The organism is Candidatus Thiodiazotropha sp. CDECU1 (assembly GCF_963455295.1).
Lineage (GTDB): Bacteria > Pseudomonadota > Gammaproteobacteria > Chromatiales > Chromatiaceae > Thiodiazotropha.
In genome coordinates this window covers 1,167,838-1,188,695 of record NZ_OY734020.1, presented here as the reverse complement: position 1 = coordinate 1,188,695, position 20,858 = coordinate 1,167,838, and the positions used below count along the sequence as shown (strand labels likewise).

Sequence of the window (20,858 nt, the reverse complement as noted above, 5' to 3'; positions counted from 1 at the left end):
CAGCCTGGTTTTGTTTATTATCAATGCCGGCTTTACAGGCATGGGATATCTTCAACAACGCAAACTATTCGATACCTATCAAGGACAGATACTCGGCCAACATCACAGACAGGTCAAATCCCTTCTTGAAACCAGCTTCTACCGATTGGAGCAGATAGCGCTCATGATTCCTGCACTGTCAGAAGCTGTAACAACCTCTGAAAATTCAACCTTGACAGAAAAACTGCAAAGGTTTTTCCAACACAGCCAAGCAACGCTCGAAATAGACTGGGGCCTTGAAGAGGCAGCCTTTTTCAGTAGTGACAACAAATTATTATTCAACTGGCACACAGGCACGCTTGATGGCTCTTTCTTGGAATTGGTTAAATCAGTCAATCGCCTTGAAATACCTTTCAACACCCTGCATTGCAATATTCGATGCAGCCAATATGTCGCGGTACCCTTATTGGACGAGGGCAGACATGCAGGAGTCTTATTGGTTGGCCAATCACTAGCAGATGTAATTATTGAATTCAATGAACTTGCAAAAGCTGACGTCGCAATTATAAACCATCCTAAAAATTCTGAGGCTCTCGCAGGCAGAAATCGTTATCTGACAGAGTGGCAACGCTACATTGCAGCCTCGAGTAATTTAGATCGACTAATACCACTGTTACAGTCTCTATCCAGCGAAATCAAAATCAACAGACTGCGAAAAGGTAGATACACAACTGTTAAAGACGGATCACATTATGCTTTAAGTTTAATCCCTGTGAATAGTGACATATCAGTATTCTCAGCGGATTTTATTATAGCCAGCAATGTAACCCCGGTTGTCCACCAGATCCAACAAGCTACTATGCAGTCTGTCATTATCGGCATAATTGGCTTTTTGGTTTCCGAACTGCTATTGGCACTATTTCTTTGGCAGCCTATGAAACGGCTGATAATGATCTCTCACAGCCTGCCATTACTGGCAAAGAATGCATTCCATGAAGTAAGACACAAACTATCCACAAATCATTTTGATTGGTACCGGGATGAAATTGACGTAGCCAGTGAATCTGCCATTCACCTGACATACACCTTGGAAAGACTCCATACCGAAATCAAAACTAACACAGATAGCCTGGTCAAGCGTGGTGAAGAGTTAGCCATCGAACGTGATTTTCTCAATACCATCATGGACAGCGCACAGGCAATCATCCTTACCCAGGATTGCAACGGCGCCATACTCACCATCAATACCGAAGGCGGAGAGTTTATTGGCATTAGAAATTACGAGCGAGGCACCCGTCATTTCTGTGATCTTTTTATGAACGTTGAAGATATTAAAGAGATGAAGCATGTGATGTTACGCCTGCGTGATGGCATGATCAACTCATATCAACACGACGCTAACTCCCTGTCTGCGGACGGGCAAAAGAAAACCATCTCCTGGGTCCACTCTCCACTGGCGGGCATACATGACTCTGATGAACCTGTTGTGCTCTCAGTGGGCCTCGACATCACCGACCGGGAAGTCGCCGAGCAGCGTCTTGCCTGGATGGCCAACCATGATCCACTAACAGAACTCTACAATCGCCGCAATTTCCAAGTCGAATTTGATAAAATATTAACCCTTTCAGAGCGCTATCACCACCAAACGGCTTTACTCTTTTTCGATCTCGACCAATTTAAATACATAAATGATACAAGTAGCCACCAGGCCGGTGATGCCCTATTGCAAATCGTTGCCAAGAAACTGCGGGAAGTCACCAGCTCCACCGACCTGCTCGCGCGCTTGGGTGGAGATGAATTTGCCATTGTAATCCCGGAAACGGATATTTCGGACGCAACAACATTCGCTGACAAGCTGGCATCCGAACTCAAACAGATCACAATACCTTTGAAAGGTCATAGTCATCGTATATCGGCAAGTATCGGTATTGTTATCTATCCTGATCACGGCACCAATTCCGAGCAATTGCTGTCAAACGCCGACCTGGCAATGTACCAGGCAAAAGAGTCCGGTAGAGATCAATGGCATATTTTCTCCAGCCAGGAACTTGCCCGTGAAGAGATGAATGCCCGAGTGACCTGGAAAGACAAGATCGAACAAGCCTTGGCGGATAATAACTTTGTACTATTCTTCCAACCCATCATGGAGATAACCACTGGCACTATCTCGCATTATGAAGTATTGATCAGGATGATCGAACGCGACGGCACTCTGGCCCTGCCGGGTGAATTTATACCCGTCGCTGAGCGTACAGGGTTGATACACAAGATCAACCACTTTGTATTGCGCACAGCGATTCATCGTCTTTCCAGCTTGAATAAGGATAATCATGACCTTACACTTTCGATCAATCTCTCAGGGCGTGTAATCGATGACCCGGACCTGCTCTCGCAACTTAAACACCTCCTTAATACAAGCGGCATCAATCCGGAGCGATTGGTGTTCGAACTGACAGAGACCGCAGCCCTGGCGGACGTCAATGCAGCGATCGACCTGATGACCGAACTTAAGGCCCTGGGCTGCCAGTTTGCCCTGGATGACTTTGGCGTCGGTTTCTCATCCTTTTACTATCTCAGGGAGCTCCCACTGGATATCGTCAAGATTGACGGCTCTTTCATAAAGAATCTGACCACCAACACCAAAGACCGGGTCTTCGTCAAGGCCTTGACTGAAATGGCAACCGCACTGGGTAAAACCACAGTCGCTGAATTCGTTGAGGATGAATCCACACTCAATCTGCTCCCAACGCTGGGAGTTGCCTATGCACAGGGATACTACGTCGGCAGGCCATCCCCGGATATTCCGATCGCCAGCACACTACCCTCATCCGTTATAATCTAGTAACGTTGGTAATTCCCTTATCGAGAACTTAATCTAGAGGTTGATTGATCAACGTGGCCAGAAAACAGATTGCCATCATTGAAGATGAAAGGGTGATTCGGGACAACTATATCGACTACCTGAACCGGCAGGGTTATTCGGCAACTGGCTATGCCACACGGCAGCAAGCACTTACAGCCTTCAACAAACGCCTGCCAGACTTGGTAATTCTCGATATCGGCCTGGTCGATGATATTGATGGCGGCTTCGAGCTATGCCGTGAACTACGTAATCGTTCCAACACCCTGCCAATCATATTTCTGACCGCCAGGGACAGTGACTTTGACAGCGTCTCGGGCTTGCGACTAGGTGCCGATGACTATCTCACAAAAGAGATCAGCCTGCCCCACCTGATAGCACGAATAGGCGCACTGTTTCGCCGTGTCGATGCCATGCAACAGGACCAACCGAATGAATCGCAACTGATTAGGGGGGATCTTCAGCTTGACCTTGACCGGCTCACGACCCACTGGAAACAGAGCCCGGTCAACCTCACTGTCACCGAGTTCTGGATGCTGTATGCCCTGGTCCGTCACCCAGGTCATGTTAGAAGCCGGGACCAACTAATGGAGGAGGCACATATCTATGTGGATAGCGCCAGTATCACTACCCACATCAAACGTATGCGGAAGAAATTCCTACAACTAGACGGCGAATTCAGCCATATTGAATCGGTCTATGGCGCTGGTTACCGCTGGACGCTTTAACACCAGCACCCGATCATTGCCAATAACGAATTGGAAACCACCGTAAAAGAAATATAGCCTGGCCAATCGTGACATGAAAACAGTAGCCTAATGCCTGATAAGACGAAACTGCATTTCACCCAGACACTGCGTTTTAAACTGTTACTTGCGTCATTCAGCCTGATTCTGATTCCTTGGGCAGGCTATCAATATCTATCAGAGATGGAGGCATCGCTGCGTCAGGCGCAGGAGACCCTACTGCTTAATAGGGCTGATATAGTAGCCAATATGCTTGCCACGAACATCAGCTCATTGGATGTTCCGACTGCTGATGAGACAACTCAAAACCCAACCCTGTATGTCCACCCACTTACCAGCCCCCCAGATATCGATGGCTATGCTGAAGAGTGGCTCAAACTGAAACCTCAATCCCGCCAATTCAAGGCCAATGCAACAGATCCCGATGCAATCACACTCGATTGGCTTGCAGGATTTCACGGGGACTCTATCTATCTATTGATCGAGGTCGAGGATCAGATCCTGGTCTATCCACAATCTGAACGCATCTTGAGTGATGGAGATCATTTAATATTGGCTCTCCCTGGCCCATCCGGTAAAAGCAGAAAATATCGACTCGGCACCCCTGCACCAGGTTGGATAAATGTGGTCGAGCATGAAAGCAATCGTCAACAGACAGCTATTCAGGGGGAGTGGCAAGAGACTGCGCATGGTTACCGGGTAGAACTGCAAATACCCCGCTCACTGACTGCCGGACAACTCTCCCTGGCAGCAGTCGATATCGACATGTTGCAAGCGAAACCGGTAGGAATTGCCTCAACTTCAGGCTGGAACAGTAATCGCACTCTATCTCGACTCGTCATGCCCAATATGCAGGTTGACAGACTTTTATATGGTCTCGATGAGCAAAGACATCGATATACGATTCTAAACAGGCAGCGTCAGGTTATAGGGCGGCACGGGTCGATCCAACCCTTCGTTAAACCGAACCACACCCTGCTAAGTCGTTTCATATCACTATTAACACCTTCACCAGAGGAGGCAGGGAGAGACGCCAGGAATGACATGGGACAATTGGACGGGCCTGAAGTTCGTCGATCACTCTCGGGCAAAGGAGCGATCTATCGATATAGAATAACCGATTCCAAGAGAATGATTATATCAGCAGCTCAGCCGATTAAGATTGAAGATAACATAGTAGGTTCAGTGGTTGTTGAGCAGAGTACACAAGAGATACTACTGTTACAACAAAGTGCCCTTGAACGACTTTTCCTCATAAGTCTGATGCTGTTCATCATTACAGGAGGCACACTACTCCTGTTCGCCTCGTCACTGACCCGTCGCATCACTCAGCTCAGTATTAAATATAACCGGGTGGTCAGCCCTGACGGCAGAATCATCGAAGAGGTGCAGGCGGGGAAGGATAAAGACGAATTGGGAGAACTTGATCGGAGCTTCGGTGCGGTACTGAAACGTTCTATCGAATATACCGGTTATCTTGAGTCCATGGCCTCGAGACTCACGCATGAATTCCGTACACCATTGACAATGGTACAGACCTCATTGGAGAACATCCTGGTAGATAGCGATTCCAAGCAGCAATCAACCTATATCAGAAGAGCACTCGATGGCACAAGAAGACTCAATTTAATTCTCACGCGCATTCGCGAGGCCACTCGGCTTGAACAATCACTACAGAACAGTGAGAAAGAAAATGTCGATGCCGCTGCATTTTGCAAGTCCTTGTGTGACGGTTACGCCATTACCTATCCGCATGTCGATTTCGAATGTCGCCTGGAGGCCAAATCGGTTTGGATCCATATCTCTCCCGACCTCATCAACCAAGCCCTGGACAAACTGATCAGTAATGCTGTCGACTTTCACCAACCGAACACCCCGATAACAATTTCAATGGATGCGAAGCACAGCAAGCTGCTCAAGATCGGGGTCAGGAATCAAGGCCCACAGATACCTGAAAATGATATTCCAATGCTATTTCACAGCATGAAATCGAGAAGGAAAGACGACGACAACCAAATACACCTCGGTATTGGACTCTATTTGGTTCGTCTGATAGCCGAATTCCATCTTGGAGAGGTGCGGATTAGAAATGAATCTAATGGTGTTTGTTTTACCCTTGTCCTTCCGTATACAACCTAGCCTTCACCAGTGACTAGTTACCGGCCGCGGTCTGTAAAACGAGAGATCAGGTGAGAAACTGTCGGATAATCTTACACAAAAAAAACCAACTGATTTCATCAATTATTCTAAACCACTGATATTAAATTGTTACTGAGCTGTGGCATAAATATTGTATGAATTAAATGATTTTTCCACAAAAACATTACAATGGTATTGAACGGATCAGACTCCAGTCTGAACGTATTTAAGGAGCAGTTCGGATGAAACTCAAATGGCTTGCTATTGCATTTCTTGGATCACTATCAGCCCAAACCCACGCAACAGTTATTTTTAGCGATAGCAATACCCACCTAATCAACAGTTCAATTTTTGAAGACGTACGTTTAGAGAATGGTTCCGATCTTCATATCACCCAAGGGGGTGCCATTATCACCCCAGCAACCCAAACTGCAATCTACAGCAGTTCCGGGGGCGCATCGACAATCACGCTAACCGGGAATGCCTCTGTAATTGGAGGTATCGACTATCAGGCATGGAGTAACGAGGAAGATGCTGTCATAGCCAATGACAATACACAGATCCTTGGCCAGGGTGAAAGGGCAAGCGGTCATGGCCAAGGTGCCGTTTCCGGTGCGAGACGGGTAGAGGTTGCTGACAATGCCCGACTCATCGGCGCAGACAACGCTACGAATGGTGGCAATGGCATAGATAACACATCATCCGGCGCACAAATCGCCTCTATACAGGGCGGCGAGGTTATTGGTGGAGAGGGTGGACAATCTGGTGGCAACGGGATCGACGGTTGGATCGAAGTCGTTGGTTTGGATATATCCGGTGGTACCATCCAAGGAGGGAACGGCATCAATCTTGGTGGTCATGGCGTTACAACTTTCGGCACTATTTCCGGCACTATATCAGGCGGCACAATCATTGGAGGAAGCGGCGTAACAGGAGGGGACGCTGTCACTTCTCAACAGGGGCTAAATCTCGATATATCAGGCGGCGGCCTTCTTGGTGGTGACGGGGGCATGTATGGTGGTAATGCAATAACCACTCGCTATAGCCATGACAGCGGCAATACCAATTCGACCATATCAGGGGGTTACTTCGATGCAGGCGCCGGACTGATTGATGATGGATGGTTATTGCATCTCACCGGTTTTGGTCATTTCGATATAACCGGCGGGCTGTTTGGATACAACAACAGCGGCAACGGCTTTGGCATATTTAATAATGCAGTTGTTGATGTCTACGGCTGGGATCTGGAACTCAACAACGACCTTCTGACGGGGTATCTTTTAGATGGCAGTTGGATTGAGACATCTGTAACGCTGGCTTACAACGAATTTGCACCACAGGGTACATTGAATCTCATCAACCGGGAAAACTTCAACGTCCCGGAACCTGGAACCCTGCTGCTCTTAATGATAGGGGTCACCGGAATGGGGCTCATCAAGCGTAACAGGGTTTAAGACTCTTCAAACTCAAACGACAGGAACAGCGCTCTAAGCTTGAATCAGACGGGCGTTGACTGCAGGTCCCACATAAGCGCGCTGCCGAAGGGATTCGCACTCATTCACGCTCTTCGATCCATGCTGCCTGAATGGCTTCAAGTATCTTTTCACCCGAATGGTGAGGATCGTCATCAAAATCATCCAGGGCGATAACCCAGTCGCGTAGATCGACGAAATTCAGATAGCTCGGATCAATATCAGGGTGCTTCTCATCCAGCTCTATGGCGATATCCAGACTATCGGTCCACTTCAAACCCATGACTCCCTCCTCTGCTCAATGATTTTCCGCCACCATATTGATGGTGTATTTGGGTATCTCGATCACCATATCTTCATCACCGACCACCGCCTGACAACTGAGACGGGATTCCGGTTCGAGTCCCCAGGCCTTATCCAGCATATCTTCCTCCGTCTCTTCCGCCTCATCCAGGGAATCGAATCCCTCGCGAATGATCACATGGCAAGTGGTACAGGCGCAGGACTTCTCACAGGCATGCTCTATCTCGATGCCGTTCTGCAGTGCTGCATCGCAAATGGTGGTACCCGGTTCCGCGTCTATGACCATGCCTTCCGGGCAGATCTCTTCATGGGGTAAAAATATAATACGCGTCATACTACCACCTATTCGAATTCATCGACCTTGTGCCCTGACATGGCCTGTTGAATACTCTGATTCATGCGTCGTTCTACATAAAATCCACAGGCACTTTCGAGCTGCTCCATGGCCTCTTTGATAACCTTTTGTTGATCCGCTCGTGCCACCGATTTCAATGCCCCAAGTGCCTGTTCCACCTGTTGGCGTTCATCAGAGTTGAGTAGCCGGTCGCCATCCTCGGCCAAGGCCGCCTCCAATGCCTCAATCGTCCTATCCGCCTCAACCTGCTGCTCACGAAGACTTCGCAGCTGCTTATCTTCACCAGCATGTTCGATCGAGTCACGCAGCATGGTTTCGATCTCACTGTCGGTCAATCCGTATGATGGCTTGACCTCTATACTGGCCTGCACTGCACTGCTCTGTTCCACTGCGCTGACGTTCAACAGGCCATCCGCATCGACAGCAAATGTAACACGAATCCGTGCCGCGCCAGCCACCATTGGCGGTATACCGCGCAATTCAAAGCGAGCCAGTGAACGGCAATCGGTGACCAACTCCCGCTCCCCCTGCACAACATGGATCGCCATCGCGGTCTGGCCATCCTTGAAGGTGGTGAACTCCTGGGCCCTTGCCACCGGTATGGTGGTATTTCGGCCGATCAACTTCTCAGTCAAACCACCCATGGTCTCTATACCGAGAGAGAGCGGGATGACATCCAGCAGCAGCATCTCATCATCCGGCTTGTTGCCGGCCAGAATATCGGCCTGAATCGCGGCACCAACAGCGACCACCCGGTCGGGATCGATCTCCACCAGGGGTTGAGTAGCGAATAGCTCACCTACACTTTCACGCACCCTGGGCACCCGGGTCGATCCACCTACCATCACCACCTCTTGCACCTCAGCCGCGTCAATCCCAGCATCCCGCATCGCCCTGCGACAAGCCATCAGGGTCTTTTTGATCAGTGGATCGATCAGTTCATTGAACTTCGATCTATGAAGTTTTCCCTGCCAATGCTCGCCACTGTCCAGTTCAACAGTTACCTGGGCCTCTTCGGCATCAGTGAGCACCTCCTTGGCTGTGCAGCCGGCCAACATCAGGCGCTTCATCTGGGCATGATCGGCATCATGATCAATCCCCGCCTGCTGCATGATCCACTCGGCAATAACCCGATCGAAATCGTCGCCGCCAAGTGCTGAATCACCACCGGTTGCCATAACTTCGAAGACGCCCTTGTTCAATCTCAGGATGGAGATATCAAAGGTACCACCACCCAGGTCATAGATGGCATGAACACCTTCCGCACCTTTGTCCAGGCCATAGGCCACTGCAGCCGCCGTGGGCTCATTCAGCAGACGCAATACATGTATTCCAGCTATTTTTGCGGCATCTTTAGTCGCCTGGCGCTGGGCCTCATCGAAATAAGCAGGTACGGTGATCACCACCCCACTCAGTTCGCCACCAAGGGTAGCTTCAGCCCGTTTCGCCAACACCTTGAGTATCTCCGCCGACACCTCAACCGGGCTGACCTGCCCCGCCACAGTTTCGATACGTGGTACGCTCGTATGCTCCTGTATGAAACGATAGGGAAGCCTGCTCCCCAGGGTCTTGATCTCATCCACCCCGCGTCCGATCAGCCTTTTGGCAGACGAGATCGTATTCAGCGGGTCGTCCGTCTCGGCCTGTTTCGCAGCATAGCCCACCTGTATGGAGTCCTTTTGATACCTCACCACGGATGGCAACAGATGCCGCCCCTCATTATCCGGCAAGGTATTGGCATCGCCACTGCGAACAGTGGCCACCAGGGAATTGGTGGTGCCCAGGTCGATTCCTGCCGCCAATCGATGTTGATGGGGTGCCTGTGCTTGGCCCGGTTCTGTTATCTGTAACAGTGCCATCTATCTTTTATCCATCTGACAAGTCAATTCAACTCATCTTCCAAATCGGCTTCAACACTCTCAGCCTCGGTGTGCAGCTTCTGTAAAAAACGCATTTTTCGTAGGATCTCACGAGCGCCTTGCAGCTGGTCTTCAGTTGGCGTCTCAAAGTAGACAGCCAACTGAGCCACCAGACCGTTGATCTGTTTGTTGATCCGCCCACGCAGATTGGCAATTGCCTGGTAGGGATCGGCCTGACCTCGGATATCCTCCAGTTCCTCCCTCAACTCCATCTGCTGCATCAGGAAGGTCATATCCTGAGTGGATTCATTCAGAGTATCCATCTCGATACCGTGTAGCAATAGCAGATAACTGGCCCGGGCTATCGGATCCTTAAGTGTTTCAAACGCCTCATTGACGAGTGCGGCACTCTGTACTGAGATCCTGCGCTCCTGTTCGGTTGCGTTGGCAAAGCGGTCAGGATGGACCACCCTTTGTAACTCCCGATAGCGTTCAGAAAGAGCGTTGCCATCGACTATATAGCTCATTGGCAAACCAAAAAGATCAAAGTAGTTTTTCGAATAATCCAGCATATCGAAAAAAACGGCTGCCTTAAGGCAGCCGCTTTACACCCCTTTGCAATTCATCATCAGACGTTAAAACTTTCGCCACACCCGCACTCGCTCTTGGCGTTTGGGTTACTGAACTTAAATCCCTCGTTGAGACCTTCGCGGGCATAGTCGACTTCCGTACCGTCCAGATAGACGAGGCTCTTGGGGTCGATCACAACCTGAACACCCCGGTCTTCAAAAACCTGATCGTCATCCTTAACTTCATCCACGAACTCCATCTCATAGGCCATGCCGGAACAGCCCGAGGTACGCACACTCAGTCGAATGCCCAGCCCTTTACCCCGATTGGCGAGAAAGGCCTGAACTCTGGTGGCTGCCGCTTCTGTAATCGTAATACCCATACTTACTACTCTAGTAGATCGATCTTTAGCTCTTTTTGTCAGAAAAATCTTTGATTGCCGCTTTGATGGCATCCTCCGCCAACACAGAACAGTGCACTTTCACCGGCGGCAAGGCCAGCTCTTCTGCAATATCCGAATTCTTTATCTCCTGGGCCTGTTCCAGGGTTTTACCCTTGACCCATTCGGTCAGCAGACTGCTGGATGCGATCGCAGAACCACATCCGTAGGTCTTGAAACGGGCATCTTCTATGACGCCGTCGTCGCTGACCTTAATCTGCAGACGCATTACATCACCACAGGCAGGAGCCCCTACCATACCGGTTCCTACACTGGTGTCATCTTTATCGAAGCTACCCACATTCCGTGGGTTCTCATAATGGTCAAGAACCTTGTCACTGTATGCCATGATCTACAACCTCTGAATGACCTAGAGCGCGCTTAGTGCGCAGCCCATTGAATGGATTTCAGGTCGATGCCGTCCTTGAACATCTCCCATAGGGGGGACAGTTCACGCAACCGTTCCACTTCGGTTTGGATCTTGTTGATTGCGTAATCCACCTCTTCCACGGTGGAAAAACGACCTAGGGTAAAGCGAATGGAACTGTGTGCCAGCTCATCCTCGCGACCCAGGGCGCGTAAAACATAACTCGGTTCCAGACTGGCGGATGTACAGGCCGAGCCTGAGGATACCGCCAGGTCCTTGAGCGCCATGATCAGGGACTCACCCTCAACGAATGCGAAGCTGACATTCAGATTACCGGCCAGCCTCTGCTCCTCATCACCATTGAGATAGACCTCTTCCATATCGCTGATACCCGTCCACAAACGATTCCGCAGGCCCAGAATTCTTTCGTTCTCTGTCGCCATCTCCTCGCCAGCGAGCCTGAACGCCTCACCCATGCCGACGATCTGGTGGGTCGCAAGGGTTCCCGAGCGCATACCACGTTCGTGACCACCGCCATGCATCTGAGCCTCCAAACGCACCCTCGGCTTACGTCTCACATAGAGTGCGCCAATACCTTTCGGGCCATAAATCTTATGCGCCGAAAAGGACATCAGGTCCACCTTCAGCGCCTGTAGATCGATGGGAACCTTACCGGCACTTTGGGCAGCATCCACATGCAACAGAATCTTACGCTCACGTGTCATCTCACCGATCGACTGAATGTCCTGAATCACCCCGATCTCGTTATTGGCATGCATGATCGAGACCAGAACTGTGTCATCGCGCAACGCAGCTTCCAGCTTGCCAAGATCAATCAGGCCGTTGGGTTCCGGATCGAGATAGGTCACCTCAAAGTCATGACGTTCGAGCTGCCGGCAGGTGTCCAGTACCGCCTTGTGTTCGGTTTTACAGGTGATGATATGGCGGCCCTTTTTGGCATAGAAATCCGCCACGCCCTTAATTGCCAGGTTGTCGGATTCAGTGGCCCCCGAGGTCCAGACAATCTCTTTGGGATCGGCATTCACCAGATCCGCCACCTGCCGCCGCGCATTGTTTACCGCATCGTCTGCAGTCCAGCCAAAGGCATGGGAGCGGGAAGCAGCATTACCGAAATTACCATCCGGGGTAAGATAGCTGCACATGATTTCCGCCACACGGGGATCCACCGGCGTGGTGGCCGAGTAGTCCATGTAGATGGGTAACTTCATCTCATACTCCGACATCGATTGCCATCAGGCGCCTGCCATGTCACCTGAACCATCCACTAGCGAAATATCCAGCCCCGATTGATCCTCATCGGGGTGATCCTGCCGGTCCGCCACCTCTCGGACTGCCTGACGGTCCATCAGATCCTGCAGACTGATTTTATTCAGATAGCCATAGATTTGATTGCTGAGATCCGACCAAAGATCGTGGGTCAGACAACGCTCGTTGTTTTGACAATTGTGCGCACCATTACAGCGGGTGGTATCGATGTTTTCATCCACTGCAGAGATCACCTCGCCCACGTAGATCTCATCAGCACCCCTGCCAAGGCTATAACCACCGCCAGGACCACGCACGCTGGCGACCAATGATTTTTTGCGCAATCGGGAGAACAACTGCTCCAGGTAGGAGAGTGATATTCCCTGACGCTGAGCGATATCGGCAAGGGTTATGGGACCCTCACCATAGTGTATGGATAGATCCAGCATGGCTGTCACAGCGTATCGGCCTTTAGTGGTAAGCTTCACTTCATGAACTCCATGAATATTTCCAATCGCTAATATACATTCCCAAGCAAAATAGTCAAGATTATCCCACCCGGTTTATTCGGTGGTTTTCTCTTTCTCAGGAACCTCTTCATCCAGTTTTTGCAGTTCTTCGGCTGTCGAAACAATCTCGCAGGAATCCAATGTGGGAAGATCGGACTCCTCCTCATCCACACCAAACTTTTTCATGGCTTCGCACATGGACTCCATTTTCTTGTCCATCACATGAATATGGTCGAGCATGCAGTTGATGGCGTGGGCCACTGGATCTGCGGCATCCTTGGTGGCCCCGTAGGCATCGAAACCGATCTTTTTCGCGATCTTCTCCCGGTGACCATCCCGCTCCGGCTTTCTGGCGGTAATCAACTTCCCCGGAACACCCACTACGGTGGAACCGGCAGGTACATCTTTCACCACGACCGAGTTGGAACCAATTCTGGCCCCTTCACCAACGACTATCGGCCCGAGTACCTTTGCTCCCGCGCCGACAACCACATTATTTTCCAGGGTGGGGTGGCGTTTACCTTTTTCCCAGCTCGTGCCACCCAGAGTGACACCGTGATAGAGGGTGCAATCATCACCGATTATGGCGGTCTCTCCGATGACCACGCCCATGCCATGATCAATGAAAAAGCGCCTGCCGATGACCGCACCAGGGTGGATCTCGATTCCAGTGAACAATCTGGCGATATTGGAGATCACCCGGGCGAACCACTTTAATCCTATGCCCCACAAGGCATGGGAGAGCCGGTGAAAGACCACCGCATGCACACCGGGGTAGGTAGTAACGATCTCAAAGGTATTGCGCGCAGCAGGATCCCTATCAAAAACGCTTTGGATATCCTCTTTCCATCGAGAGACTTTCTCTTCACCTGTTTCCAACTGCCTACCTACATTTGAGTGAAAAAACCTGTGCCACATCTCTAATGTTGGCATGCGGATAGGAGATTATCCACAATCCCGCACAAATTACTAGGGTATTCTTGCCCGTCCTGGAAATTGCCGCCGCCGATCAGCGCCGCATCGACTTGCGCCCCTGCATGGCGCTGAGGATCCCCCGCATGATGTTGATCTCATCCTTATCCGGTCTGGCCCGCTGAAATAGGCTGCGGAGCCGGCGCAACAGCTTCTGGGATTGGCGCGGATCGGTAAAACCTATGTCGTCGAGGGCCTGGGCCAGATGCTCGTGAAAGCCCTGCAGCATGTCAGCGGTCGCCAGGTCCCTCTTGCTATCCACATCATCCGCGTGTGTCTGGTGGTGGGCCAGATAGATCTCATAGGCCAGGATCTGAACCGCAGCCCCGAGATTGAGTGAGCTGTACTCCTCATTCGTCGGTATGTGTACAAGAAAAGTGCATCGATCCAGTTCATCATTGGTGAGACCCGACCGCTCCCGTCCAAATACCAAGGCAACATCCCCCTGTTTTGCTTCCTGCACCAGTTTGGCTGCCGCCTCCCTGGGTGAGACAACAGGCCAGTCTACGCTGCGGGTACGGGCGCTGGTACCCACCACAAGGCGACAATCGGTCAATGCTTCATCGAGGGATTCCGCCACTCGCGCATCATTCAGCAGATCATCGGCCCCCGAGGCGCGGGATGTGGCCTCCTGATGAGGATAGTGCTGGGGTGTGACCAGGTGGAGCTGCCGTAGCGACATGTTCTTCATGGCACGTGCAGTCGCTCCGATATTGCCTGGATGGCTGGTGTCTACCAACACGACGCGGATGTTTTTCAACATAGACGAAATAGGATCCTGAATCTTCCCCAATTCATACGGGAATTAAACTGATATAAGATTGGGCGCAAATTGTACACTATCAAAGATAAAGACGAACAATGACTTAGATTCAAACAAACAAGCTGATTAGCCACCCTATCCCGGCAGGGATTAGGCTAAACCCGCTAGATGGGGATCCTGTTGCAGTATCCCCTATATTTGTGTTTTTCCCGATCATTTGCGGACAAAGAACTATTTGCATCGATTTGCGGCAACACCAATATGAAACAGTTTATCCCGATCGCCACTTGCTGTATCCTCGCGGCCCATGAACCCTATGCTCACCATTGCCGTACGCGCCGCCCGTGAAGCCGGGCGTATCATCACTCGAAACTTCAACCGGATCGATCGACTCACCATCAGCGATAAAGGCAACAACGACTTTGTCAGCGAAGTCGACCGCAATGCAGAAGCAGTGATTATCAACCTGCTGCGTGAAAAATATCCAAATCACGCCATTCTGGCGGAAGAGAGCGGCAAACAAGGTAGTGACGACCATATCTGGATCATCGATCCATTGGATGGGACCACCAACTTTCTGCATGGCTTCCCCCAATTCGCAGTCTCCATTGCACTCAGGGTCAAGGGTCGCCTGGAGGTTGGCGTTGTCTACGACCCGGTCAGCGAAGAGATGTATACTGCCTGCCGTGGTGAAGGCGCGCAGCTGAATGATAAAAAGATTCGGGTATCCGGTCGCAAAGGCCTCTACGGCGCCCTGCTGGGTACCGGCCTTCCCTACCGTGATTTCAGATTCACGGAAAATTATATGGGGATGCTCAAGGGGCTGATCAAGGAGAGTGCGGGGGTGCGCCGTCCCGGTTCTGCCGCCCTCGACTTCGCCTATGTGGCCGCCGGCCGGATGGACGGTTTCTGGGAGCTCGGTCTGCGTGAATGGGACTTTGCCGCGGGCGCACTCCTGGTGAGAGAAGCGGGGGGACTGGTCACGGACATCGGTGGCGGTGAACGCTATCTCGAAACCGGCAATGTCATCGCCGGGAATATCAAGGTCCACAATGCCATGCTGAAATGCATTCTGCCCCATCTCGACAGCAAACTGACCGCTTAATTCCCATCCTCCAGAATCCGGTTCACAGATTCATCATAACCACGCAATAGCACCTCAAGAATACCTATTCACAACCGTTAGTTTGGGTGAATACACTGAAAAAACAGTGTCTTTACAAGATTTTGAATTGCTACTCCCGTGGAAAGGTGATCATGGATAATGACCCAAGAAAGAGAAAAAAATTGAGTGACCATGCCCTGGAATTGATCATGCGTGATGTGTTGAACGGTCTACAGGAATTTTCACTGGAAATGCAATCGGATGCCGCACCTGCTTTGGCCTCCACGGAAGAGCAGGGCCTGTCCTCAGGCAGCTTGAAAAACGCACTGCGAGCAAAAAAGAACTAGTCTCCTCTGAAACGGAGTCAGCCTCTCAGGGCGTCTCCTCCTGGGCGCCATCCTCTTTCTGCACCGGCATCAGGTCTGCACGACTGACCCCCATGAAGATCACAGAGCTACTCGCCACATAGATCGAGGAGTAGGTACCGATCACCACACCCACTATCAACGCCAGTGCGAAGCCATGGATGATCTCACCACCGAACAGAAACAGTGCAAGCAGAACCAACAATGTGGTGCCGGACGTTATCAAGGTTCGGGACAGGGTTTGATTGACTGAGGTATTGATAATTTCCACCGCATCACCCTTGCGGATCTTTCTGAAGTTCTCCCGAATACGGTCGAATACGACGATAGTATCGTTGAGTGAATAGCCGATAACCGCTAACACGGCAGCCAGCACCGGGAGGTCGAACTCCACCTGAAACAGTGCAAAGAAACCGATGGTAATCAGAACATCATGTACCAGGGCGATCACAGAACCAACCGCAAATCGGTACTCAAATCGCAATCCCACATAGATCAAGATGCCGATCAGGGCGTACAGCATGGCCAAACCGCCATCCTCAGTCAGCTCATCCCCCACCTGAGGACCGACAAACTCAACCCTGCGCAGGTCGGCACCCGGATCAATCCCCTGCATGGCGCTGAAGGCACGGTCACTCACCACTGCACTCTCAATATCGTCGCGGGGCGCGAGCCTGATCAACACATCCTTCGAGGTACCGAAGTGTTGAATCACCGCATCACCGAAACCATCCTTGGTCAGCGCCTCGCGCACAACCGGGAGTTCAACCGCCTGCGGATAGCCGACCTCGACCAGGGTACCGCCAGTGAAGTCGATACCCAAGTTGAGTCCGCGCACAATGATGGCGCCCAGGGCGATCAACATAAGTATCCCGGACAGGATCAGCGCGATGTTGCGCTTACCCATCAAATCGTAACGTTTATTCAAGATCTGCATAACAGGATTCCTTAGATCGCCAGCGCTTTCACACGTTTACGACCGTAAATCAGATTGATCACCGCACGGGTGCCGATGATGGCAGTGAACATGGAGGTACAGATACCGATTGCCAGTGTGACTGCAAAGCCCTTGATCGGCCCGGTACCGAAACTGAACAGCACCACTGCCGCGATCAGGGTGGTGATGTTGGCATCGATGATGGTGGAGAAGGCCTTCTCATAACCGGCTTGTATGCTCGCCTGGGGGGAGTTGCCATTCGCAATCTCCTCGCGGATCCTTTGGAATATCAAGACATTCGCATCCACCGCCATACCTACGGTAAGGACGATACCGGCGATGCCGGGGAGGGTCAGGGTGGCCTGCAGCATGGAGAGAATCGCGACGATGAGGACCAGATTCATGACCAGCGCCAGATCCGCAACCAGACCGAAAACCCGATAGTAGATAGCCATGAATATCATCACCAGGGTCAGCCCGATCATCACCGATTTGAAGCCCTGATCGATACTGTCCTGGCCCAGGCTGGGGCCGATTGTCCGCTCTTCGACGATCTCTATGGGTGCGGCCAGAGCGCCTGCCCGAAGCAGCAACGCCAGGTCCCTGGCCTCCTCGGTGGTATCCAGCCCTGTGGTTTGAAAGCGCCTGCCGAAGGGTTCCCTGATAGTGGCGATTGAAATCACCTCTTCAACCCGCCTCTTCACCTTCACCGGCTCACCGTCCACCATCCGGGTGGTGACACGATTTTCGATGAACACCACCGCCATGGGTTGGCCCACGTTCTCATTGGTCATGCGCCGCATGCGCTTCGCGCCCACCCCGTCAAGACTGACAAACACGGCCGGTTGACCGGTCTGTTGATCCAAGCCGGATGAGGCGTCGACAATCTGGTTACCCGTGACAATCACCCGTTTTTTCAATAACACCGGTTGCCCGTCACGTTCGCGATAGAGATTGGAGCCTGGCGGTATACGTCCGTTCACCGCATCCTCCACGCTGTGCTCGGTGTCGGCAAGGCGATACTCCAGGGTTGCGGTGGCACCCAGTATCTCTTTCAGTTTTGCCGGATCCTGGGCACCGGGAAGCTGCACCACGATCCGTCTTATACCCTGTTGCTGAATCAAGGGTTCGGCAATGCCTAACGCATTGACGCGATTACGTAGGGTGGTGATATTTTGCTGCAGGGCGAACTTCTGTACCTCCTGCTTCTCCACCGGGGAGAGGGATACGCGAATCAGAAAGGCGTCCGCCTCATCAAAACTTTCGAGATTCAGGGAGCGAAACTCATTACCGATCAGGTCAGATGCCTGATCTCGCTTTTCCACATTATTGAACTTAACCAATACCTGGTCGTTTTCCCGGCTGATACGGATATAGCGCAGCTTGTTCTCCCGCAACAGGGTTCTGATATCGCTGCTGTAGCGCTCAGCCGCCTGCTCAATCGCTGCCTCCATATCCACATCGATGAGGACATGAATACCGCCTCTGAGGTCGAGTCCGAGATACATCGGCTCGGCCCCCAAGCCGACCAGCCAGTCGGGTAGATCGGGAGAGAGGGTCAATGCTGGTGTATAGTTCTCGCCCAGTTCCGCGGCAATCTGATCCATCGCCTTCAGCTGATCCTCTGAATTCTTGAATCGCACCAGAAGCTTGCCATTATTCTGCGCCACGCCCTTAGCCTCGATACCCACCTTACCCAGCGCCTTCTGTACTCGTGACTCTGTCGTCTGGTCGATAGTGGCATCACGTTGCGCGGAGATCTCCATGGATGGGTCCTGATCGAATATGTTCGGCAGGGCGAACAACCCGCCGATCAGGACCAAGATCAAAACCATCAGGTTCTTCCAAAGTGGGTATTGGTTCATCGTAGTTTCAAAATGTTAGTACTAAGAGAGAAGTGGATTCACACACTATCGGCTAAAGCTCTTTAAGGGATCCCTTGGGCAATACCGAGTCAACGGCCTGCCTGCGTATCTTTACCGCGGTTCCATCTGATATCTCTAGCAGGAGAAAGTTCTCCCCAAGATCGGATATTTTACCCGCCATGCCGCCGGTAGTGACGACTTCATCCCCCTTGGCCAGGGCCTCGACCATCTTTTTATGCTCCTTCTGGCGCTTTACCTGGGGACGAATCATCAAGAAATAAAGTACCGCGCCAAAAATCACCAAAGGCAGCAGTCCGGTAATGGCACTCGCCTGCTCCGTAGCGGCAGGTGCCTCCGCCAAGGCGTCAGATATAAAAAAACTCATTTCAACTATCCTCTCATTCGGGCCAAAACAGTGTCCGACAGGCAGATCCTGCCCGCAGTTAAAATCAGCGGCCGATTATGACACAGAAGGGGAAAATAAGCAGGCTTATGTGAACTTCCGGTTTGATTCCGGCCTATCATCTACGCACTGGTGGGGCAGGACCCCACCCTACTCCCTATCCAGTCAATACCAGACCGAAAGGTAGGCCTTGATCACATTCGCGGTAAATGAGTAGAAGGGTTCCTCACCGGCAACACCGCCCCCGGTGATATCACGGAAATCGTCATAATTGAAGCGGATCAGGTCGAGGGAGAGATTGAGGCTGCCGTTATCGATAAACTGCCACTTCTGGGGATGAAAATCATAACTCACCGTGAATCCGACAGTGTGGCTCTGGAAAGTGCTCAACTCTTTGTCCCGGGCCAGAAAATTCTGCTCATTCTGGCGTGAGAAGAGATCGCTGTAGAAATCGGCCGCGTTCTGGGTGTAGTAACGGTAACGCACATCGATCACCCAGTCCTTCTCCAGGGGGTGGGTATAGGCAAACTCCAGGTTGTTGGCACTGATACCCCAGGTGTCGTTGAAATAGCGGTATTCACCGCTGAGGGCGGCACGATAGGGAAGATAATATTTCAGTCGCAAGGCCAGGGCGTTACTGGTTCGTGTACTTGGATAGCGCTCGGCCTGAAAACCATAGCCATTCTCACTCAGGGGATCGAGAAAGCGGTAGGAACGATAGGGATTGTTCAGATATCCCTCGTCGGTGATTGTCTCCCAGTTGATATCGAGAATACTCTCCTTGGTCAATATCTGGCTGACACCGATGCGGTAGTTCTGGCGCTTCAGGGATTCACCGAAGTCACTGTCTCCATTACGGCTGATATCGTCGTTACCCACCGCATATCCGAGAGACACGGTTGTCAGATCACCAAACATATCATGGCTGACGGAAACGCTACTGGTCTCAGCCTGGTAGTCACTCTCGTCACTGCGGGTTACCGCCAGACTCATCAAGGTCTTATTGTGCAGATAGTCCATCGCCAGGCTGGTTTCAGTGCGTTCCTCCGTATAGGGCGACGCCATACTGATCACATCCACCGATGCGCTTGAGATGGAGTCGATATAGTAGTTGGCATTCAGGGAGATATTCCCGGAAAAGGATTTACGTACCAGGATCGACGGCCCATCCACTTCGACTCCGCCGCCATCGTAACGGTGATACATGACATCCGCCCGATCTTCAGGGAGAACCGTGGCCTGTAACGTCACACTGCTCATCAATAGCAGTATCGCCATCACCAGGGCGATATAGCCCTGCCCGGGTATCAGCCATGGAACAGTAGAAGCAGGACCGCGCATGGTAGTGAGACTAGTTACAGCCACATCCCCCTCCACCGCCACCCTCGGCACCGCGTGCCGCCTCACGGGTCTGATAGACATGGTGCCGATAGGTGCTCGCGACAGGGTCACGATCAAAGCTCATGATCGGGTCGGCCAGATGAGCCCGTTCATAGGGTTGCACCCAGGGCTCTATACTGCATCCCGTGATGGCGAGAACGGACAGCAAGCACAGCAACCGGCAGATTCTATTTTGCATCGTTT

The 20,858-nt window shown here is 51.6% G+C and carries 21 protein-coding genes; 6 read left to right on the top strand and 15 right to left on the bottom strand.

Annotated features, from left to right (window positions below; all coding sequences use genetic code 11):
• The first annotated feature begins 163 nt into the window (after positions 1–163).
• From R2K28_RS05470 to R2K28_RS05455, 4 genes are all read left to right on the top strand, one after another.
• The gene (locus tag R2K28_RS05470; RefSeq protein ID WP_316368355.1) at positions 164–2,821 is read left to right on the top strand and encodes a bifunctional diguanylate cyclase/phosphodiesterase; all 2,658 of its coding nucleotides are present in this window, start codon (positions 164–166) and stop codon (positions 2,819–2,821) included.
• Between the two features lie 53 nt (positions 2,822–2,874).
• Positions 2,875–3,567: a proteobacterial dedicated sortase system response regulator gene (pdsR, locus tag R2K28_RS05465; RefSeq protein WP_316368354.1), complete on the top strand. Its 693-nt coding sequence runs from the start codon at positions 2,875–2,877 to the stop codon at positions 3,565–3,567.
• 90 nt (positions 3,568–3,657) lie between these two features.
• Positions 3,658–5,724 carry an ATP-binding protein gene (locus R2K28_RS05460; protein ID WP_316368353.1) on the top strand — a complete coding sequence of 689 codons (2,067 nt, stop codon included), beginning with the start codon at positions 3,658–3,660 and terminating at the stop codon, positions 5,722–5,724.
• 242 nt (positions 5,725–5,966) lie between these two features.
• Positions 5,967–7,178: a PEP-CTERM sorting domain-containing protein gene (locus R2K28_RS05455; protein WP_316368352.1), complete on the top strand. Its 1,212-nt coding sequence runs from the start codon at positions 5,967–5,969 to the stop codon at positions 7,176–7,178.
• 100 nt (positions 7,179–7,278) lie between these two features.
• Here the strand turns inward: R2K28_RS05455 and iscX are convergent, their stop codons facing one another.
• The 10 genes from iscX to R2K28_RS05405 all read right to left on the bottom strand — a co-directional run bounded on the left by iscX (position 7,279) and on the right by R2K28_RS05405 (position 14,599).
• Entirely contained in the window at positions 7,279–7,473 is a 195-nt protein-coding gene (gene iscX, locus R2K28_RS05450; RefSeq protein WP_442871431.1) for a Fe-S cluster assembly protein IscX, read from the bottom strand.
• 21 nt (positions 7,474–7,494) lie between these two features.
• Positions 7,495–7,833 carry an ISC system 2Fe-2S type ferredoxin gene (gene fdx, locus R2K28_RS05445; protein ID WP_116446528.1) on the bottom strand — a complete coding sequence of 113 codons (339 nt, stop codon included), beginning with the start codon at positions 7,831–7,833 and terminating at the stop codon, positions 7,495–7,497.
• Positions 7,834–7,841: 8 nt separating this feature from the next.
• Positions 7,842–9,713 carry a Fe-S protein assembly chaperone HscA gene (gene hscA, locus R2K28_RS05440; RefSeq protein WP_316368351.1) on the bottom strand — a complete coding sequence of 624 codons (1,872 nt, stop codon included), beginning with the start codon at positions 9,711–9,713 and terminating at the stop codon, positions 7,842–7,844.
• 23 nt (positions 9,714–9,736) lie between these two features.
• Entirely contained in the window at positions 9,737–10,240 is a 504-nt protein-coding gene (gene hscB / locus R2K28_RS05435) for a Fe-S protein assembly co-chaperone HscB (RefSeq protein WP_316368350.1), read from the bottom strand.
• 101 nt (positions 10,241–10,341) lie between these two features.
• A complete protein-coding gene (gene iscA / locus R2K28_RS05430) occupies positions 10,342–10,665 on the bottom strand; it encodes an iron-sulfur cluster assembly protein IscA (RefSeq protein ID WP_116446531.1) in 324 nt (107 codons plus the stop codon).
• A 25-nt stretch (positions 10,666–10,690) separates the two neighbouring features.
• Positions 10,691–11,071, bottom strand: a complete 381-nt coding sequence (gene iscU, locus R2K28_RS05425) for a Fe-S cluster assembly scaffold IscU (protein WP_116446532.1) — start codon at positions 11,069–11,071, stop codon at positions 10,691–10,693.
• A gap of 32 nt (positions 11,072–11,103) precedes the next feature.
• On the bottom strand, positions 11,104–12,318 hold the full coding sequence (locus R2K28_RS05420) for an IscS subfamily cysteine desulfurase (RefSeq protein WP_316368349.1): 1,215 nt from the start codon (positions 12,316–12,318) through the stop codon (positions 11,104–11,106).
• A 24-nt stretch (positions 12,319–12,342) separates the two neighbouring features.
• Positions 12,343–12,843 (bottom strand): Fe-S cluster assembly transcriptional regulator IscR, encoded by a 501-nt coding sequence (iscR, locus tag R2K28_RS05415; RefSeq protein ID WP_116446534.1) that lies wholly within the window; start codon positions 12,841–12,843, stop codon positions 12,343–12,345.
• 75 nt (positions 12,844–12,918) lie between these two features.
• Positions 12,919–13,797 (bottom strand): serine O-acetyltransferase, encoded by an 879-nt coding sequence (gene cysE / locus R2K28_RS05410; protein ID WP_316368348.1) that lies wholly within the window; start codon positions 13,795–13,797, stop codon positions 12,919–12,921.
• A gap of 76 nt (positions 13,798–13,873) precedes the next feature.
• On the bottom strand, positions 13,874–14,599 hold the full coding sequence (locus R2K28_RS05405) for an RNA methyltransferase (protein ID WP_316368347.1): 726 nt from the start codon (positions 14,597–14,599) through the stop codon (positions 13,874–13,876).
• Positions 14,600–14,906: 307 nt separating this feature from the next.
• Here R2K28_RS05405 and suhB point away from each other — a divergent pair, with 307 nt between their 5' ends.
• On the top strand, positions 14,907–15,704 hold the full coding sequence (suhB, locus tag R2K28_RS05400) for an inositol-1-monophosphatase (RefSeq protein ID WP_116446537.1): 798 nt from the start codon (positions 14,907–14,909) through the stop codon (positions 15,702–15,704).
• 152 nt (positions 15,705–15,856) lie between these two features.
• Positions 15,857–16,051: a hypothetical protein gene (locus R2K28_RS05395; protein ID WP_316368346.1), complete on the top strand. Its 195-nt coding sequence runs from the start codon at positions 15,857–15,859 to the stop codon at positions 16,049–16,051.
• A 25-nt stretch (positions 16,052–16,076) separates the two neighbouring features.
• Here the strand turns inward: R2K28_RS05395 and secF are convergent, their stop codons facing one another.
• The 5 genes from secF to R2K28_RS05370 form a co-directional block, all read right to left on the bottom strand.
• A complete protein-coding gene (secF, locus tag R2K28_RS05390) occupies positions 16,077–17,006 on the bottom strand; it encodes a protein translocase subunit SecF (RefSeq protein ID WP_316368345.1) in 930 nt (309 codons plus the stop codon).
• A gap of 11 nt (positions 17,007–17,017) precedes the next feature.
• Complete coding sequence (gene secD / locus R2K28_RS05385) at positions 17,018–18,871, bottom strand: protein translocase subunit SecD (protein WP_316368344.1); 1,854 nt, start codon at positions 18,869–18,871, stop codon at positions 17,018–17,020.
• A 52-nt stretch (positions 18,872–18,923) separates the two neighbouring features.
• Positions 18,924–19,256 (bottom strand): preprotein translocase subunit YajC, encoded by a 333-nt coding sequence (yajC, locus tag R2K28_RS05380; protein ID WP_116476028.1) that lies wholly within the window; start codon positions 19,254–19,256, stop codon positions 18,924–18,926.
• 183 nt (positions 19,257–19,439) lie between these two features.
• On the bottom strand, positions 19,440–20,639 hold the full coding sequence (locus tag R2K28_RS05375; RefSeq protein WP_316368343.1) for a DUF3570 domain-containing protein: 1,200 nt from the start codon (positions 20,637–20,639) through the stop codon (positions 19,440–19,442).
• Positions 20,626–20,853, bottom strand: coding sequence for a DUF4266 domain-containing protein (locus R2K28_RS05370; protein WP_316368342.1), 228 nt, complete (start codon positions 20,851–20,853; stop codon positions 20,626–20,628). Before R2K28_RS05370 ends, R2K28_RS05375 begins: the two co-directional genes overlap by 14 nt.
• Between the last annotated feature and the right edge of the window lie 5 nt (positions 20,854–20,858).

Excerpts from the sequence above, each read along its gene's own strand:
- R2K28_RS05470 (WP_316368355.1), top strand. The coding sequence starts at position 164 with ATGATTCCTGCACTGTCAGAAGCTGTAACAACCTCTGAAAATTCAACC.
- R2K28_RS05460 (WP_316368353.1), top strand. The coding sequence starts at position 3,658 with ATGCCTGATAAGACGAAACTGCATTTCACCCAGACACTGCGTTTTAAA.
- R2K28_RS05455 (WP_316368352.1), top strand. The coding sequence starts at position 5,967 with ATGAAACTCAAATGGCTTGCTATTGCATTTCTTGGATCACTATCAGCC.
- fdx (WP_116446528.1), bottom strand. The coding sequence starts at position 7,833 with ATGACGCGTATTATATTTTTACCCCATGAAGAGATCTGCCCGGAAGGC.
- hscA (WP_316368351.1), bottom strand. The coding sequence starts at position 9,713 with ATGGCACTGTTACAGATAACAGAACCGGGCCAAGCACAGGCACCCCAT.
- hscB (WP_316368350.1), bottom strand. The coding sequence starts at position 10,240 with ATGAGCTATATAGTCGATGGCAACGCTCTTTCTGAACGCTATCGGGAG.
- iscA (WP_116446531.1), bottom strand. The coding sequence starts at position 10,665 with ATGGGTATTACGATTACAGAAGCGGCAGCCACCAGAGTTCAGGCCTTT.
- iscU (WP_116446532.1), bottom strand. The coding sequence starts at position 11,071 with ATGGCATACAGTGACAAGGTTCTTGACCATTATGAGAACCCACGGAAT.
- R2K28_RS05420 (WP_316368349.1), bottom strand. The coding sequence starts at position 12,318 with ATGAAGTTACCCATCTACATGGACTACTCGGCCACCACGCCGGTGGAT.
- cysE (WP_316368348.1), bottom strand. The coding sequence starts at position 13,797 with ATGCCAACATTAGAGATGTGGCACAGGTTTTTTCACTCAAATGTAGGT.
- R2K28_RS05405 (WP_316368347.1), bottom strand. The coding sequence starts at position 14,599 with ATGTTGAAAAACATCCGCGTCGTGTTGGTAGACACCAGCCATCCAGGC.
- suhB (WP_116446537.1), top strand. The coding sequence starts at position 14,907 with ATGAACCCTATGCTCACCATTGCCGTACGCGCCGCCCGTGAAGCCGGG.
- R2K28_RS05395 (WP_316368346.1), top strand. The coding sequence starts at position 15,857 with ATGGATAATGACCCAAGAAAGAGAAAAAAATTGAGTGACCATGCCCTG.
- secF (WP_316368345.1), bottom strand. The coding sequence starts at position 17,006 with ATGCAGATCTTGAATAAACGTTACGATTTGATGGGTAAGCGCAACATC.
- secD (WP_316368344.1), bottom strand. The coding sequence starts at position 18,871 with ATGAACCAATACCCACTTTGGAAGAACCTGATGGTTTTGATCTTGGTC.
- yajC (WP_116476028.1), bottom strand. The coding sequence starts at position 19,256 with ATGAGTTTTTTTATATCTGACGCCTTGGCGGAGGCACCTGCCGCTACG.
- R2K28_RS05370 (WP_316368342.1), bottom strand. The coding sequence starts at position 20,853 with ATGCAAAATAGAATCTGCCGGTTGCTGTGCTTGCTGTCCGTTCTCGCC.